The sequence below is a fragment of the Kitasatospora sp. NPDC054939 genome (assembly GCF_053610105.1).
The window spans coordinates 20,477-35,894 of the sequence record NZ_JBSGXP010000085.1; the positions used below are offsets into that span (position 1 = coordinate 20,477).

The 15,418-nt window shown below is 73.5% G+C and carries 19 protein-coding genes and 1 pseudogene; 9 read left to right on the forward strand and 11 right to left on the reverse strand.

Translation table 11 applies throughout. From position 1 onward, the window contains the following. Nucleotides 1-14 precede the first annotated feature (14 nt). The gene (locus tag ACWGB8_RS23185) at nucleotides 15-926 is read right to left on the reverse strand and encodes an RNA polymerase sigma-70 factor (RefSeq protein WP_452215466.1); all 912 of its coding nucleotides are present in this window, start codon (nucleotides 924-926) and stop codon (nucleotides 15-17) included. Next, nucleotides 923-2,134: an NAD(P)/FAD-dependent oxidoreductase gene (locus ACWGB8_RS23190; protein ID WP_452215467.1), complete on the reverse strand. Its 1,212-nt coding sequence runs from the start codon at nucleotides 2,132-2,134 to the stop codon at nucleotides 923-925. Before ACWGB8_RS23190 ends, ACWGB8_RS23185 begins: the two co-directional genes overlap by 4 nt. 185 nt (nucleotides 2,135-2,319) lie before the next feature. Between ACWGB8_RS23190 and hemG the strand changes: the two genes are divergently transcribed. Continuing rightward, nucleotides 2,320-3,750, forward strand: a complete 1,431-nt coding sequence (gene hemG, locus ACWGB8_RS23195; protein WP_452215468.1) for a protoporphyrinogen oxidase — start codon at nucleotides 2,320-2,322, stop codon at nucleotides 3,748-3,750. Further along, complete coding sequence (gene hemQ, locus ACWGB8_RS23200) at nucleotides 3,747-4,472, forward strand: hydrogen peroxide-dependent heme synthase (RefSeq protein ID WP_452215469.1); 726 nt, start codon at nucleotides 3,747-3,749, stop codon at nucleotides 4,470-4,472. The genes hemG and hemQ overlap by 4 nt, the downstream gene beginning before the upstream one ends. A gap of 77 nt (nucleotides 4,473-4,549) precedes the next feature. Here the strand turns inward: hemQ and ACWGB8_RS23205 are convergent, their stop codons facing one another. From ACWGB8_RS23205 to ACWGB8_RS23215, 3 genes and pseudogenes are all read right to left on the reverse strand, one after another. Beyond that, nucleotides 4,550-5,323: a TIGR04222 domain-containing membrane protein gene (locus ACWGB8_RS23205; protein ID WP_452215470.1), complete on the reverse strand. Its 774-nt coding sequence runs from the start codon at nucleotides 5,321-5,323 to the stop codon at nucleotides 4,550-4,552. A 104-nt stretch (nucleotides 5,324-5,427) separates the two neighbouring features. Further along, entirely contained in the window at nucleotides 5,428-6,453 is a 1,026-nt protein-coding gene (locus tag ACWGB8_RS23210) for a TIGR04222 domain-containing membrane protein (protein WP_452215471.1), read from the reverse strand. A gap of 89 nt (nucleotides 6,454-6,542) precedes the next feature. Next, nucleotides 6,543-7,897, reverse strand: a pseudogene (locus ACWGB8_RS23215) (DUF692 domain-containing protein). Between the two features lie 317 nt (nucleotides 7,898-8,214). On the opposite strand from ACWGB8_RS23215, the gene ACWGB8_RS23220 reads away from it, so the two are divergent. After that, entirely contained in the window at nucleotides 8,215-9,135 is a 921-nt protein-coding gene (locus tag ACWGB8_RS23220) for a GNAT family N-acetyltransferase (protein ID WP_452215472.1), read from the forward strand. Nucleotides 9,136-9,201: 66 nt separating this feature from the next. On the opposite strand, the gene ACWGB8_RS23225 is transcribed toward ACWGB8_RS23220, so the two are convergent. The 4 genes from ACWGB8_RS23225 to ACWGB8_RS23240 form a co-directional block, all read right to left on the reverse strand. Then, entirely contained in the window at nucleotides 9,202-9,543 is a 342-nt protein-coding gene (locus tag ACWGB8_RS23225; protein WP_452215473.1) for an STAS domain-containing protein, read from the reverse strand. Between the two features lie 14 nt (nucleotides 9,544-9,557). Continuing rightward, the gene (locus tag ACWGB8_RS23230) at nucleotides 9,558-9,959 is read right to left on the reverse strand and encodes an ATP-binding protein (RefSeq protein ID WP_452215474.1); all 402 of its coding nucleotides are present in this window, start codon (nucleotides 9,957-9,959) and stop codon (nucleotides 9,558-9,560) included. A 119-nt stretch (nucleotides 9,960-10,078) separates the two neighbouring features. Then, nucleotides 10,079-10,219 carry a DUF397 domain-containing protein gene (locus tag ACWGB8_RS23235; protein WP_452215475.1) on the reverse strand — a complete coding sequence of 47 codons (141 nt, stop codon included), beginning with the start codon at nucleotides 10,217-10,219 and terminating at the stop codon, nucleotides 10,079-10,081. Further along, nucleotides 10,182-11,129: a helix-turn-helix domain-containing protein gene (locus ACWGB8_RS23240; protein ID WP_452215476.1), complete on the reverse strand. Its 948-nt coding sequence runs from the start codon at nucleotides 11,127-11,129 to the stop codon at nucleotides 10,182-10,184. The genes ACWGB8_RS23235 and ACWGB8_RS23240 overlap by 38 nt, the downstream gene beginning before the upstream one ends. A gap of 126 nt (nucleotides 11,130-11,255) precedes the next feature. On the opposite strand from ACWGB8_RS23240, the gene ACWGB8_RS23245 reads away from it, so the two are divergent. The 3 genes from ACWGB8_RS23245 (at nucleotide 11,256) to ACWGB8_RS23255 (ending at nucleotide 12,097) form a co-directional block, all read left to right on the forward strand. After that, nucleotides 11,256-11,579 (forward strand): hypothetical protein, encoded by a 324-nt coding sequence (locus ACWGB8_RS23245; RefSeq protein WP_452215477.1) that lies wholly within the window; start codon nucleotides 11,256-11,258, stop codon nucleotides 11,577-11,579. Between the two features lie 78 nt (nucleotides 11,580-11,657). Further along, entirely contained in the window at nucleotides 11,658-11,864 is a 207-nt protein-coding gene (locus ACWGB8_RS23250) for a hypothetical protein (protein WP_452215478.1), read from the forward strand. Then, nucleotides 11,861-12,097 carry a hypothetical protein gene (locus tag ACWGB8_RS23255; RefSeq protein WP_452215479.1) on the forward strand — a complete coding sequence of 79 codons (237 nt, stop codon included), beginning with the start codon at nucleotides 11,861-11,863 and terminating at the stop codon, nucleotides 12,095-12,097. Before ACWGB8_RS23250 ends, ACWGB8_RS23255 begins: the two co-directional genes overlap by 4 nt. A gap of 4 nt (nucleotides 12,098-12,101) precedes the next feature. Here the strand turns inward: ACWGB8_RS23255 and ACWGB8_RS23260 are convergent, their stop codons facing one another. Continuing rightward, entirely contained in the window at nucleotides 12,102-12,896 is a 795-nt protein-coding gene (locus ACWGB8_RS23260; RefSeq protein WP_452215480.1) for a hypothetical protein, read from the reverse strand. After that, complete coding sequence (locus ACWGB8_RS23265) at nucleotides 12,893-13,492, reverse strand: TetR/AcrR family transcriptional regulator (protein WP_452215481.1); 600 nt, start codon at nucleotides 13,490-13,492, stop codon at nucleotides 12,893-12,895. The genes ACWGB8_RS23260 and ACWGB8_RS23265 overlap by 4 nt, the downstream gene beginning before the upstream one ends. A gap of 95 nt (nucleotides 13,493-13,587) precedes the next feature. On the opposite strand from ACWGB8_RS23265, the gene ACWGB8_RS23270 reads away from it, so the two are divergent. From ACWGB8_RS23270 to ACWGB8_RS23280, 3 genes are read left to right on the forward strand one after another with little or no spacing between them, the layout of a single operon-like run. Beyond that, complete coding sequence (locus ACWGB8_RS23270) at nucleotides 13,588-14,433, forward strand: NAD(P)H-binding protein (protein WP_452215482.1); 846 nt, start codon at nucleotides 13,588-13,590, stop codon at nucleotides 14,431-14,433. Between the two features lie 47 nt (nucleotides 14,434-14,480). After that, nucleotides 14,481-14,696 (forward strand): hypothetical protein, encoded by a 216-nt coding sequence (locus ACWGB8_RS23275; protein WP_452215483.1) that lies wholly within the window; start codon nucleotides 14,481-14,483, stop codon nucleotides 14,694-14,696. Beyond that, nucleotides 14,696-15,373: a DJ-1/PfpI family protein gene (locus ACWGB8_RS23280; RefSeq protein WP_452215484.1), complete on the forward strand. Its 678-nt coding sequence runs from the start codon at nucleotides 14,696-14,698 to the stop codon at nucleotides 15,371-15,373. Before ACWGB8_RS23275 ends, ACWGB8_RS23280 begins: the two co-directional genes overlap by 1 nt. Nucleotides 15,374-15,418: the final 45 nt, after the last annotated feature.

Here is a 15,418-nt window from a genome sequence, read left to right on the forward strand (position 1 = left end):
GTGGGGGAGCCGCCTCAGTTCAGCGCGAGCGGCGTCTCGGCCCCGACCCGCTGCAGCTTCTCGGGATTGCGGACGTAGTAGAGGCCGGTGATCCGGCCGTTCTCCACCCGCAGCGCCATCACCCCGTCCACCTCCCCGTCCAGCTCCACCAGCAGCGCCGGGCTGCCGTTGACCGCGGTCGGGGAGACGGCGACCCGCAGTTCCTTCTTCCGCATCCCGCCCACGATGAAGCGGGCCACCTTGTCCGCGCCCGCGATCGGCCGCAGCGCCGCCTGCTTGATGCCGCCGCCGTCGCTCACCAGGACCACGTCGGGGGCGAGCACGTTCAGCAGGCCCTGGAGGTCCCCGGTCTCCATGACCCGCTGGAACGACTCCAGCGCCGCCCGGCCCTCCGCCGGGGAGACCGCCGCGCGCGGCCGACGGGCGTCCACGTGCCGGCGGGCGCGGTGCGCGATCTGCCGGACCGCCGCATTGCTCTTGCCGACCGCCGCCGCGATCTCGTCGTAGTCGACGTCGAACACCTCGCGCAGCACGAAGACCGCGCGCTCGGTCGGCGACAGCGTCTCCAGCACCAGCATCATCGCCATCGACACGCTCTCGGCCAGCACCACGTCCTGCGCCACGTCCGGCGCGGTGAGCAGCGGCTCCGGCAGCCACTGGCCGACGTACGCCTCCTTGCGGCGCTGCACCGTGCGCAGCCGGTTGAGCGCCTGCCGGGTGGTGATCCGCACCAGGTACGCGCGCTGGTCGTCCACCGGCTCCCGGTCGGCCGCGACCCAGCGCAGCCAGGTCTCCTGCAGCACGTCCTCCGCGTCCGCCGCCGAACCGAGCAGCTCGTAGGCGACGGTGAAGAGCAGGTTGCGGTGGGCGACGAACGCCTCGGTCGCCGGGTCGGCCGCCCCTTCGGCGGTGGTGTGCTCGCTCACGCCGCGACCCTAGCGGGTGCGGCGGCCGGGGTCTTCGCCTGCTGCGCCGCCACCATCCGGCGGCGCACCGCGCGGCCCGGGACGCGGTGCAGACCGTACGAGCCGGGCTTGCGGGCCTCGCCCGCCAGGTGGTTCGGGACACCGCGGCAGATCGCCTCCTTGATCTTCCCGCCGCGCTCCCCGCCGATGTGGAACCGCACGGCCACGTCGCTGCGGTTGGCGAACTGGAAGATCCCGGCATCGCGGCCCAGGCTGATGCACTGCGCCGCGAAGCTCTGGTTGAGCGGCGCCGGCTGCTCCCCGGCGATCCGGCCGAGGACCGTGTCGGCGGCCCGCGCGCCCAGCGGGATCGCCGCCTGGCAGCTCATCCGCAGCGGTACGCCCGACGGCGCCGCCGAGTCCCCGGCCGCGACGATCCGCAGGTCGTCCACGCTGGTCAGGGTCTCGTCGGTGAGCAGCCGGCCGTCGGCGTCGGTGCTCAGGCCGCTGCGGGCGGCGAGGTCCGGCACGCCGAACCCGGCCGTCCAGATGGTCACCGCGCTCGGCAGCCGGTAGCCGTCGCCCAGCCGGACGGCGTCGCGCTGCACCTCCGTCACCGTGGTGTCCGGGCCCTGCAGCACCCGCACGCCCAGCTCCGCGAGGCGCGCGGCGACCGAGCTGCGGCCGCGCTCGTGCAGGTACGGGCCGAGCACCCCGCCGCAGACCAGGGTCACCGTGCGGCCCGCCTCCGCGAGTTCGGCGGCCGTCTCGATCCCGGTCGGCCCGGCCCCGACCACCGTCACCGGGGCCGTCTCGGGCGTCCCGTCGAGGACCGTCCGCAGCCGCTGCGCCTCCTCCAGCACGCCCAGCGGGTGGGCGAACTCGGCCGCGCCCGGCACCTGCGGGGCGGCGCTGCCGCTGCCCACCGCGTAGACCAGGTAGTCGTAGCCGACCTCGGCGCCCGAGGCCAGGACCACCCGGCGCCCCGGCGCGTCGATCCGCTCCGCGGCGCCGACCAGCAGCGTCACCTTCTCGCTCAGGACCTCCCGGAAGTCCGCGACCGCCGCGTCGGTGCCGGCGACCAGCTGGTGCAGGCGGATCCGGTTGACGAAGTCCGGGCGCGGGTTGATCAGCGTCACCGCGACGTCGGCGCGCTGCGTCAGCCGGTTCGCCGCCATGACCCCGGCGTACCCGCCGCCGATCACGACCACCTCGGTGTGCTCGCCCATGGTCTCTCTCCGTCCGTCCGTTTGTTGTCGGCTCTCGGGCACCAGACACCGGTCGGCCGCCGGTTGTGACAGCCCTGCTGCCGTGACCTGCGCCACACCCGGCGCGGGCGGGTGCCGTTTGCGGGGATCGGCGACGTGATCGCCCGGTATGCGGCGGCGGTGTAAGGACCTGGAAGACTGCGGGCATGGCACACGCACACGTGGTTGTGATCGGTGGCGGCATCGCGGGCCTGTCCGCCGCCGCGTTCCTGGGGGGTGCCACCGGGAGCCCCGCACGGGCCCGGGTGACGCTGCTGGAGGCGTCCGACCGGCTCGGCGGGAAGCTGCACGGGGGCGAGGTCGGCGGGGTCCGGGTCGACCTCGGGGCCGAATCGATGCTCGCCCGCCGTCCCGAGGGCGTCGACCTGGCCCGCTCCGTCGGACTCGCCGACGCACTCGAGCCGCCCACCACGGCCAAGGCCGCCATCTGGACCAGGGGCGCCCTGCGCCCGCTGCCCGGCGGGCAGGTCATGGGCGTCCCCGGCGACCTGGACGCCCTCGCCGCCTCCGGGGTGCTCAGCGCCGCAGGCCTTCAACGGGCCCGGCACGAGGGCGCCGGCCGGGTCGAGGACGACGTGGCGATCGGCCGCTGGGTCGCAGACCGGCTCGGCCGCGAGGTCGTCGACCGGCTCGTCGAACCGCTGCTCGGCGGCGTCTACGCCGGCCACGCCGACGAGATCTCGCTGCGCGCCGCCGTCCCCCAGCTCCTCGCGGTCGCCCGCGCCGGCGGCTCGCTGGTCGAGGGCGTCCACGCACTGGCCGGCCGGCCGCAGACCGCCACCGGCCCGGTGTTCCAGGGCCTGCACGGCGGCCTCGGCACCCTTCCCGACGCCGTCGCCGCCGCCTGCGCGAAGGCCGGCGTCGACCTGCGCACCGGCAGCCCCGTGGACGGGCTGCGCCGCACCCCCGACGGCTGGCGGATCGTCACACCCACCGGCGTGCTCGACGCCGACGCCGTGGTCCTCGCCGTGCCCGCGCCCGTCGCCGCCCGCCTGCTGCGCGCCGAGGCGCCCGGCGCGGCGGCCGACCTGGACGCCGTCGAGTACGCCGGGATGGCGCTGGTGACACTCGCCTTCCGCCGCGCCGACCTGCCCGAACCGCCCTCCGGCAGCGGCTTCCTGGTGCCGCCGGTGGACGGGCGGCGGATCAAGGCCTCCACGTTCTCCAGCAACAAGTGGGGCTGGCTGGAGCGCTCCGCCCCCGACACCTTCGTGCTGCGGACCTCGCTCGGCCGGCTGCACGAGGAACAGCCGCTCGACCTGCCGGACGAGGAACTCGTCGCGCTCTCGCTGGCCGACCTGCACGAGGCGATCGGCCTGACCGCGCGGCCGTACGACACCGCGGTGACGCGCTGGCGCGCGGGCCTGCCGCAGTACCCGGTCGGCCACCTCGACCGGGTCGCCCGGATCCGGGCCGCCGCCGGGCGGATCGGCGGCCTGGCGCTGTGCGGCGCCGCGTACGACGGGGTGGGCATCCCGGCCTGCATCGGGAGCGGCCGGGCGGCCGCCGAGACCATCGACAAACTGTTGACCCCGCCGACCGGGGCAGACGTCGCAGAGAGGACAATGGGCGCATGACTGAGACCGCTGAGCAGCAGCCCGAGCAGCAGCCCGAGAAGAAGAAGGCGCGCGACCTGAACCAGGTCATCCGCTACACCATGTGGTCGGTGTTCAAGCTCAAGGGCGCGCTGCCCGAGGACCGCACCGTGCTGGCCGCGGAGGTCGACGAGCTGTTCGCCCAGCTGGCCGCCAAGGACGTCACGGTGCGCGGCACCTACGACGTGTCGGGCCTGCGCGCGGACGCCGACATCCTGGTGTGGTGGCACGCGGGCGACTCCGACGACCTGCAGGAGGCGTACAACCGCTTCCGCCGCACCGGCCTGGGCCGGCTGCTGGAGCCGGTCTGGTCGAACATGGCGCTGCACCGCCCGGCGGAGTTCAACAAGTCGCACATCCCGGCGTTCCTCGCCGACGAGCGCGCGCGCGACTACGTCTGCGTGTACCCGTTCGTCCGCTCCTACGAGTGGTACCTGCTGCCGGACGCCGAGCGGCGCGCGATGCTCGCCGAGCACGGCCAGATGGCCCGCGGCTACCCGGACGTGCGCGCCAACACGGTCGCCTCGTTCGCGCTCGGCGACTACGAGTGGCTGCTCGCCTTCGAGGCCGACGAGCTGCACCGCATCGTCGACCTGATGCGCGACCTGCGCCCCTCGCGGGCCCGCCTGCACGTCCGCGAGGAGGTCCCCTTCTTCACCGGCCGCCGCAAGCCCGTCAGCGAACTCCTCAACGGCCTCGCCTGACCGCCCGGCGCCACCCGCCACGAGGGCCCGCCCGGAACACCCCGGGCGGGCCCTCGCGCGTTCCGTTCGTCCGGGAGTCAGTACCGCAGGGCGGCGCGGAGGCGGGGGTCGGGGAGGGCGGAGGGGCCGACCATGGCGACGGCGGTGAGGAGTTCGCGTTCCTCGTCGTCGGCGATGCCGTGCTGGTGGGGCGGGCGGACGGCCTGGAGGACCTCCTGGCCGATCGGGGAGGCCCAGCGGGTGTACGGGTGGACGTCGATACGGGCCATCAGCAGGGTGCCCGCGGTGAGGATCAGCGGCAGCGAGAACCAGGCGAGTGCGGCCAGTGCGTCCCCGCCGGTGAGGCGGCCGGTGGCGAGGGCGGCGGCGAGCAGGCCGAGCGACAGCAGCAGCGCGTGCCGGACCTGGCGGACGGCGTGCAGGCTGCTGCGGCGGACGACGGCGGGGGTGGCGAGTCCGGCGAGGGCGAGCCGGCTGCCGATCTCCAGGACGGTCGGGTGGGCGGCCATGGCCCGGCGCAGGTCGGCGGTGCGGCACTGGCCCTCGGGCCCGACGGTGGCGACGACGGCCCGTTCGAGGCGGCTGCGGCCCTGCGGGTCGACGACGGTGGTCCAGCCGGTGTGGGCGAGGTGGAGCCGGCCCCGGGAGGCCATCAGGACGAGGGCGAGGTCGACGACCCGTTCGGGCCCGCCGGCCAGGTAGGCCGTCTCGTACAGTCCGATGCCGACGGCTTCGCGGGGTCGCGGGGCGTCCGTTCCGGCGAGCAGGTCGGCGGTCGTGGTGACCCGGACCAGCCGGATGCAGGAGAGCACCGCGGCAGTGCAGGCCGGGATCAGGAAGAGCAGCCACATGGGCTTGTTCTAGACCTGGCCCGGCCTGCGCGGTACGGCTTCCCCGAACGCTTCACCGAACTGTGACCGTGCGGCGACCCGCGCCCCGGTGGCCCCAGGAGGGCTCAGGAGCCGCAGCCCCCGCCGCCCCCGCAGCTGCTGGAGGAGCTGCTGCACGAGGAGCCGGAGGACGATCCGCAGCCGGAGCTGCTGCTGGAGCCGCTGGTGGAGCCGCACCCGGTGGACGACCCGCAGGACACCGAGTGGGACGAGCCCGAGCCGGAGCCGGAGCCGGAGGAGTCCGAGGAGTCCGAGCCGCACCAGACGGCCGGGCCGCTGCACGAGGTGCCGGTGGAGGTGGCGCCGCCGGCGAGGGCCTTGGCCTGCTCGGCCTCGGCCAGCGCCTGCTGGAGCTCCTGGTCGTCGAGGCCGGCCTCGATGCCGGTCAGGGCGATCGCGCCGAGCATCATGCCGGTTGTGGCGTCGACGCCGGCCCCGGCCTTGGGCCGCCAGGGGGAGCTGCCGGTGGTGACCAGCCCGAGCTGGGTGCGCCCGGCGGGGGTGATGCGGCCCTTGGGGACCCGCAGGACGGCGAGCGAGATCAGCGCCACCGCGACGATCACCACCGGGGCGAAGACGGCCGGGCGCTCGCCGCCGACAAGGAAGGCGAGGAGGCTGAGTGCGGGCACGCCGATCACGACGGCCCAGAGCGGCTTGCGGGCGTCGCGGGCCCGCTGGAGCCCGACGGGGTTGCGCAGCAGGCCGCGGTCGGCGAGGCGGTCGCCGATCTCCTGGACGGCGGGGGTGCGCATGACCTCGCGGCGCAGCGACTTGAGGTCGCGGCTCTTCTCCAGGCCCATGGCGTCGCGGACGGCGGTTTCGACGGCGTCGACGGGCGGCTGGCCGGTCCAGGTGACGAGGCCGGAGCGGGAGACGATGACGCGGCCGGTCTTGTGGGCGCGGACGACCGCGGTGTCGACGACCCGGCCGGGTCCGCCGGAGAGGAACGCGACGTCGAGCAGCGGCAGTCCGCGGCCGGGGAGGCCGAGCGGGTTGGGCACGCGGTGGGCCTGGTGCCAGCCGACCGAGGCCCAGGCGATGGCGCCGAGGAGGACGATCCCCGGGATCCAGAAGAACTCGTTCTGCCACATGGGCGGTTTCCCCCTGAGGTGTTGGTGGTGGTGTGGGGTGCGCCGGGCGGGTTGCCGGGCTGCGGTGCGTCCGGCGGTGGCCGGGTCGTTCAGTGCGTGCGGCGCAGGGCCCGGCGCAGGCGGCCGAGGGGCGAGCGCGGTTCGGCCGGTTCCTCGGCCGCGGCGGGTGCCGCGTCGGGGTCGAGCCAGGCGGTGACGGCGGCGCGGGCCGCGGCGTCGGGTTCGCCGTGGGGGGAGGCCTCGGGGCCGAGCGCCCATTCCGCGAAGGCCCGGGCGTCGGCCCGGTAGCCGCCGGTCTGCGGGTGGGTGCGGGCGTAGGCGAGGAACAGCGGCCCGTACAGCGGCCCGAGGGCGTGCGGCAGGGCGGGTGCCACCTTGGCGGCGGTGGCGCGGCGTTTGCGGGCCAGGCCGATGGACTGGGCGCGGACCTGCTCCGCGTCGAAGCCGGGCGGTACGGGTCCGCCGGCGACGAGGGCGGCGAGCAGTTCCTCCTGGCGGCGGGCGAGTTCGGCGCGCGCGGCGTCGATGCCGTCGGTGCCGGTGCGGTCGGTGCCGTCGGGTCGGTCGGGGCCGGTCGGCTCCGGGCCGGGGCGCTGGGCGGGGATCGCGGTCATCGCCGGGCACCGTCCAGGACGCGCCGGATGGCGTCGAGTTCGGCCGCGAGTTCGGCGGGCGGCGGGAAGTCGGCGTCGCGTTCCAGCAGGACGCCGGGCGGGGCGACCCGCGCGCACAGCTCGGCGAGGACCTCCAGGACGGGTTCGGTGACGGGGTGGGCGTGGGTGTCGTGCCAGATGCCGTCGACCAGGGTGCCGCCGGCCACGTGCACGTAGGCGAGGGCCTCCAGCGGGAGCCGGTCGAGTTCGGCGGCGGGGTCGATGCCCAGGTTGACCCGGTTGGTGTGCAGGTTGGCGACGTCGATGAGCAGGCGGCAGCCGGTGCGTTCGACGAGTTCGGCGAGGAACTGCCCTTCGGTCAGCTCGTCGTCGGGCCAGGCGAGCTGGCAGGCGATGTTCTCCAGGGCGAGCGGGACGGGCAGCTGGTCCTGGGCGATCCGGACGTTCTCGGCGATGACGCGCAGGGCGTCGCGGGAGCGCGGGACGGGCAGCAGGTGCCCGGCCTCGAGTCCGCCTGCGCGGACGAACGCCAGGTGTTCGGTGACCAGCGGCGATTCCAGGACCTGCGCGGTCTCGGCGAGCGCGGCGAGGCGTGCCGGGTCGGGCCGGTGGGCGCCGCCGAGGCCGAGGGCCACGCCGTGCGGGACGACGGTGACGCCGCGCGAGCGCAGGATGCGCAGGGATTCGGGGAGGTGGTCGCCGCAGACGTTCTCCGCGACCACCTCGACCCAGTCCAGGCCGGGTTGGCGCTCGACGACGGTGTCGATCTCGGAGCGCCAGCCGAGGCCGACGCCGAGGCGGGTGGAGCGGGTGGAGACAGGTGTGGTCATGGCTGAGCCCCCTTTGAGGGCCGGGTGGGAAGCCGTTCGGTCGGCGCGGGCTCCTTCGCCAGGGCCGCCGGGCTGTGCTGCTGAGGATGTCCCCGGGCGGGGCGGCTGCCAAGCCTCATCAGGTGATCTCAGAGCATTATTTGAGCTTGTCGTACCGGTCGGGACGGACTCTAGCCCGCCGGGCCCGGAGTCTGCGCAGGTGGGGGGCGGTTCGGGCGCCGGATTCCGGTTCGTACGGGGGTGGTTCGCGCACCTGCGTCGAGGTCCCCGAATATTCGGAGGCGCAGCGTCCGGACTGCCGCTAACGTGAGATGTCTATGACATTGATCATTCGTGACTTCCGCCCCGAGGACGCCGCCGCGGCCTCCACCGCCCACAGCGCCGGCCGCGAGCACCTGCTGCTCACGCCCGAGGTGTTCGTCTGGCTGACCGAGAACCAGGCCGAGGACACCCACTACCGCACCTTCGTCGCCGAACTGGACGGCCGGGTGGTCGGAGCGATCCGCTGCGGCGTGGTGACGGGTACATCGACCAAGGGCATCGGCTTCGCCAACGGCAGCGTGCTGCCGGAGTTCCGCCGGCGCGGTGCGGCGAGCGGACTGCTGGCCGCCGCCGAGGAGCACCTGAAGGCCCACGGCGTCGTCGAACTGCACACCTGGGTCGACGAGGCGGAGGACTCGCGGGCCTTCGCGCTGGCCCGCGGCTACACGGAGGGCCGGATCGCGTACTTCGCCGGTCGGGACCTCGCGCTGCCGCTGCCGGACGCCCCGGAGCTGCCGGCCGGCGTCGAGCTGCGCCCGGTGAGCGACTGGGCGGACGACCCGTACCCGATCTACCTCGTCGAGGCGGACGCGGCGCTCGACGAACCCGGCGAGGTCGTGATGGACGCCACGGAGTACGAGGAGTGGCGGAACACGGAGTGGTCCCGGCCGGACCTCGACCGCGAGCTGACGATCGTCGCGGTGGTCGACGGCACGCCGGCCGCGTTCAGTGCGGTGCAGTCGGACGGGGTGGCGCGCTACTGGTCGGCGTTCACCGCCTGCCGCCGGGAGGCCCGCGGCCGGGGCCTGGCCAAGCTGGCGAAGCTGGAGTCGCTGCGCCTGGCGCAGGCGGCCGGGCTGAAGCACGCGTACACCAGCAACGACGCGACCAATGCGCCGATGCTGGCGATCAACCAGTGGCTCGGCTACGAGCGCTGCGCCGCCGAGCGGAAGTTCACCAAGCGACTCGACGGCTGACCCGATGAGCCGGTGAGGGCGATCGGAACGGGGTCGCCCTCACCTCATCGCATCCGGAGTCGGTGATCAGGCGAAGCTGGCGACGGCCTCGGCCTCGTCGTCGTAGACCTCGAAGACGGTGATCAGCTGGGTGATCTGGAGCATGTCGGTGATCTTCGGCGGCAGGTTGGCCAGCTTGAGCCGGCCGCCCTGGTTGGTGGTGGCCGTGTAGGCGCTGACCAGTTCGCCGATCCCGCTGCTGTCGATGGTCGTGACGTCGGTCAGGTTCAGCAGGATGTTCTTCGCGCCGCCGGAGAGGGCCTCCCGGACCGACTCGCGGAGCTGGACGTCGCCCACACCGATGGTGATCTTGCCCTTGAGGTCCAGCACGGTGACGTCGTCGACCTTGCGGAGGGTGATGGTGGCCATGGCGGGCCAGCCTTTCAGTTGATCAGGTTGAGCACCAGGACCACATCGGTCCCCGGCGGGTCGTCGCGGCGCACGATCTCGTAACCGTCGGTGAGATGGCCGATCATGACGAGACCCCGGCCGGACGGTTTGAGGCTCACCTCGTCGGACGGCTCGGGGCGCTCGAAGCCCGCCCCCTCGTCGCCGACCGTCACGTAGAGCCAGCCGTCCTGCTGCTCCCAACTGAGGCGCACGCGCTTCGCGGGGTCCTTGCGGTTGCCGTGCAGCACGGCGTTGGCGACGGCCTCGTGGACGGCGAGACCGAGCCGGTACTGCGCGTCCTCGCCGAGCCGGCAGAGGTCGGCGACCTCGCCGACCCACGCCTCGGCCGCCCCGACGCTCGCCATCGCGGACGGCAACTCCACTGCGTCCGGCACGACTTGCCCCCCAACGTATGTACACCGACAACGACCTCGGCGAGCTTATGGCGGAGGCGCGGGCGTTCCGGGGACGGCACGACCCCCTTCACTCGATTGAGTGAAGGGGGTCGATGGGCTCAGTGACCTGCCTGTTCGAACTCCCCGGCGTCGAGCGCGGAGAGGAAGGACCGCCAGGCGGCGGCAGGGAAGAGGAGGGTGGGACCGCTGGGGTCCTTGCTGTCACGCACGGGGACGAGGTCGGGCAATCCGGGGGCCACCTCGATGCAGAACCCGCCGTCGCCCTGCGAGAAGCTGCTCTTGCGCCACTGAACTGTGCTCAGGTCGGGGATTCGGGACATGACGATTCAGTCCTCTCATGATCCGCTGGATCAGTCGGGCAGAGTCCGCCTCTGACAGCGCTGCTGCTCTGGCTCGATCATAGACAGTGGACAGATGGCGAACTTGCTTCTCGTCGTCCGTGAAGTGTCCACTACTCAAGCTTTCAGAGTAGACGCGTTGATGCCCGTCCCGAGTTTCGATAATGATCATTTCAGTCATTAGTGCCGAGGCCGTGGCCTCGAACGGCAGCACCTGGATGATCACGTTCGGGTGCTCCATCACGGCGAGCAGGTGGCGTAGTTGCTCGCGCATCACCACGGGGCCGCCAATTGTTCTCTCCAAAGTCGCCTGCTCCAGAAGCGAGATGAACAATGGAGGATCGTCGGAGCTGAAGAATCGGTCCTGGCGTTCCAGTCGTGCGTGCGCCATGGCATCAATCTCCGCCGGGGGGCGATTCGGGGCGTAGGCGCAGAAGAGCGTGCGCATGTAGGCCTCGGTCTGCAGCAGTCCGGAGATTCGACCGTCGTGCAGGCCTCGGAGCGAGACGGCTTCTCGCTCCAGGGCTACGAACATCTGGAACCAGTCCGGGTGCTGGTTGCGGATGAAGTCGGAGACCAGCTCGTAGGCGCGGACCAGATGGCCGCCGGTTTCCAGCGCCCGATCGAACATCAGCGCGTCTCGCGGGGTCGGAACGGCCTTGCCCAGCTCGAACTGCGATACGCGCGTCTGGTGGACGTTCACCATCCGGCCCAACTCGTCCTGCTTCAGGCCGCGTTCCAGCCTCCAGAAGGCAAGTTCATCGCCCCACGTCCTGGACCGCTTGACCTGAACGCTGCGCCTGTTCGCCATGCTCCGCCCCCTCGCGTAAGAGCGCTCGAAGGGTCTTGCAGAAACCCTTGGTGACTACACCGTCACAGGCCGAAACTCTCTCCGCAAGCGAAACCCGGAATCTCCCCCCACCAGGCTGAGGTGCCAATGACGACCCACCCGTCGGTGAACGACCGGAACTTCCCCGCGTGCCAGTGCACGCGCTGCGGGTTCGACGTCCCCGAATCCCGGATCCGCAGCAGTGCGTTGATGCCGGTGCCGCCGCCGACCGTGCCCCGGTCCGCGCCGCCGGTCGAGCCGTACCGGCCGGTGCTGCGGGGCGAGGAGGTCTTCGACACCCGGACCGGGCAGTGGGGGGTGTTCATGGGGTGGCACCACGGCATGGCCTTCCTTCGGCCGCCGGGCGGCGGGGTCGAGTGGGACACCGCCCCGCACTGGCTGGCCGACCGGGCCCCCGAACCGTCCGCCTGACCCGAACGCCCCAAGCTGCCCGAACTCCCCGCGCCTCCCCCGAAAGTGAGCACCGCCCCCATGAGCATCCTGGGTCGTATGACCGCCGAGGACCGCCGTCGCGCGGCCGACGTCTTCGACGACTTCCTGGCCACCCTCGGCGTCGCCGGCCTCGTCCTGCCGTCGGCGGGTGTGGACTGGCGTTCCGCGCGGACCACCGGCGTCGTCCTGATCGATCTCGGTGCCGTCCGGCCGGACGTCGTCGAGCGGATGACCGACCTGCTGCGCAAGGGCCTGCGCGCGTGAGCCGGGATGCCCGGACGGAGGTCGTGGTGACCTTCGCGGTCGTCGCCGCCTCCGTCTGGCTCGCCACCGCGGCGGCCTGCCTGGTCGACCCGTCGGCGCCGGGTGTCCGCCGCCTGGTGTGGTGCGGGGTGAACTCCGCGGTCCTGGTGCTCGGCCTGCCGTGCCTCTTCCGCTGCCTCTCCGTCGCGAGCCGCGCCGACCGGCCCGCCCCGGGTGCGGGGGACGAGGCGTGAGTGCTCAGGGGCGCCAGGGCAGCCGGAGCGCCTCGATCCCCTCGTCCGCCAGCAGTTCTTCGACCAGTTCGGGCGGCCCGCATACCTTCGTCCCCCAGAGGTCGTAGTCGGTGCAGAGCAGCCAGGAGCGGTCCTCGGGCCAGAAGTTGGACGGGCTGAACTCGACGGCGGGGTGGTCGTAGAGGGCTGCGGCGTCGCCGAGCCGGCCGCGCCGGACGTGCAGCACCTCGAACTCCTCGGCGCCGAGTGTCAGCGGGTTCCAGTAGGCCAGGCACGGGGTGTCGGCGCCGGCGGGGCTGTGGGCGGTGAGGAGTTCGACCAGGCGGAGCCAGCTCTCCCGGTCGAGGCTGCCCTCGGTGGGCGGGACGATTCCGGCCGGCCAGCTGCCGTCCGTCCGGACGGAGGGGAAGCAGCGGAAGCAGGGCGCCATGCCGTCCGGGACGGCCGGATCGCCGGTTCGTTCGGCGAGTTCGGCCCAGCTCAGCCGCCGCCATCCCGGGCCGGGATGCCGGGCCCGGCCGAGCCCGCCGCCGGTGACGGTGCCGACGGTGTTGAGGTCGATCCCGCCGACGAGGTCGGGCGGGATGCTGCCGTCGGCGACCGCGGCGTGGTGCAGCCGGTCGTGGGTGGTGCCGGTCGGCCCGGCCTCGTGCTCGTACATGGCGTTGAGCACCCAGGCCGCGTCGGGCATCGGCGGCGCCATGAAGCCGGTGAGGCCGTCGCCGGCGAGGTCGCGCAGCCAGTCGGTCTCGCCGGACGGGGCGACCGGCCAGGCGGATCCCTCGGGTCCGGGTGTCATGACGCGGTGGTCCGCAGCGAGTCCAGCCAGCGGGTGAGCCGGTCGCCCTCGCGGGTCATCACCCCGGGGTCGCGCAGGGCGTTGGCCAGCAGCGACATGCCCTGGTAGCCGGCGACGAGGGTGAGGGCGAGGCCGTCGGGGTCGGGGAGTCCGGCACTGCGGAACTGCTGCCCGGCCCAGTCGAGCAGCCGCCGGATGGTTTCTCCCGCCTCGGCGTCCAGGGCGCCGTCCTCGCGCTTGTCGAGTTCGACGGCGAGCGTTCCGGTCGGGCAGCCGTAGCGGGCGGCGGTGTCGCGCTGGGAGACCCAGGCCGCGACGAGGCCCTTCAGGCGGTCCAGCGGGTCGGGGTCCTCGTCGAGCCGGCCGGTGAGTTCGGCGAGGCGGGTGCTGTGCTCGGAGAGTGCGGCGAGGACGAGTTCGTCCTTGGTCTTGAAGTAGTAGTAGACGTTCCCGACGGGGACCTCGGCGGCCTCGGCGATGTCGGCGAGGGTGGTTCGTTCGACACCCTGCTCGTGCAGGACGCGGGCGGCCGCGGCGGTCAGTCGGCGGCGCTTGTCGGCGGCCCGGGCGGCGCGCGGCTTCACTGAGTCAGTCACCTCACAAACTATAGACAGCCCCGGGGGCGGCCGTGCTACGTTGAGGCCATCCAAGTCAGCCAGCTGACTAACTAACTTCCCTGGGGGGAATCGCCATGATCGTTGTCACCGGAGCCACCGGAAACATCGGCCGCAGCCTGGTGCCGCTGCTCACCGACGCGGGCCGGGAGGTCGTCGCCGTCTCCCGCCGCCCGCAGCTCGACGGGCTGCCCGCAGGCGCCCGGCACGCGCAGGCCGACCTGGGGGAGGCGGCCGGCCTGCGCTCCGTCCTCGACGGCGCCGACGCGCTCTTCCTGCTGCTCGGCGGCGAGCTCAACGGCCGCGGCGAGGAGCCCGGCGTCCTGCTGGACGCGGTGGCCGACGCCGGGGTGAAGCGGGTGGTCCTGGTCTCGTCCCAGGTGAGCGCCACCCGCCCGGACGCCCGCTCGCACGACCGGCTGCGCGCCTTCGAGGCCGCCGTGCGCGCCTCCGGGATCGCGCACACCGTGCTGCGCCCGGGCGGCTTCGCCTCCAACGCCTTCGCCTGGGCGGAGTCCGTCCGCGCACAGCGGACCGTGTTCGCGCCGTTCGCCGACGTCGCGCTGCCCGTCGTCGACCCGGCCGACCTCGCCGAGGTCGCCGCCGCCGCGCTGCTGGGCGACGGGCACGCGGGGCTGACGTACGAGCTGACCGGGCCGGAGGCGATCAGCCCGCGGCGCCAGGCGGCGGTGATCGCGCAGGCGCTGGGGGAGGAGGTGCAGCTCGCCGAGCTCACCCGCGAGCAGGCGCACGCCCACCTGGCGCAGTTCATGCCGGAGGAGGTCATCGGCGGCACGCTCGACGTGCTCGGCGCCCCGCTGCCGCGCGAGCAGGCGGTGTCGGGGGACGTGGAGCGCGTCCTCGGTCGGCCGGCCCGGCCGTTCGCCGCGTGGGTCGCCCGGAACCTGCCCGCCTTCCGGTAGTCACCACGTAGTAGACACTGTCTACCGATGTTTGGTAGACAGTGTCTATGGATGATCAGAGCTTCCTCGCGGCGGGGGCCGCGACCGCACGGCCGCGGACCCCGCCGCCGGCCTGCGCGGGCGGCACCGAGGACGCCGCCGGGGCCACCGACCACTTCGACACCTCGGAGATGATGCGTCAGGTCTTCCTGCGCGCCCTGTCCGTACCGTCCCCGGAAACCCGCCGCCGCATGCGCCGGTCCGCCGAACCGAGGAGTTCCTGATGCAGATCGCGATCCTGCTCTACGACGACTTCACCGCCCTGGACGCCGTCGGGCCGTACGAGATCCTGGGCCGGGTGCCCGGGGTCGAGGTGGTCTTCACCGCGGCGAAGCCCGGGCCGGTCCGCACCGATCTCAAGAGCCTCGCGCTCACCGCCGACCTGCCGCTGTCCGAGGTGACCTCGCCGGACGTCCTGCTGGTGCCGGGCGGGCCCGGCACCGCCGCCCTGCTCGCGGACCGGGAGGTGCTCGACTGGGTGCGCACGGCGTCCGCCGCGACCACCTGGACCACCTCGGTCTGCTCCGGCTCCCTGCTGCTGGCCGCGGCCGGACTGCTCACCGGGCGGCGCGCCACCTCGCACTGGGTCGTCCTGGAGCACCTCGCCGCCCTGGGCGCCGTCCCCACCACCGAACGCGTCGTCTTCGACGGCAAGTACGCCACCGCGGCCGGGGTCTCGGCCGGCATCGACCTGGCGCTCGACCTGGCCGGCCGGATCGCCGGGCCCGGGATCGCCGAGGCCGTCCAGCTCGTCGTCGAGTACGACCCGCAGCCGCCCTACGACATGGGCTCGACCGCCAAGGCCCCGGCGGAACTGGTCGCCGCCCTGCGGGCCGACGACCTCGTCGTGCGGCCGGGCACCGGACGGCTGTCGGGCGGCGGAGCGCGGTCGGGCGGCTGAGCCGCGCGGCCGGATGTGCCCGGAAAAGGCCGGTGGGCCGGGAGT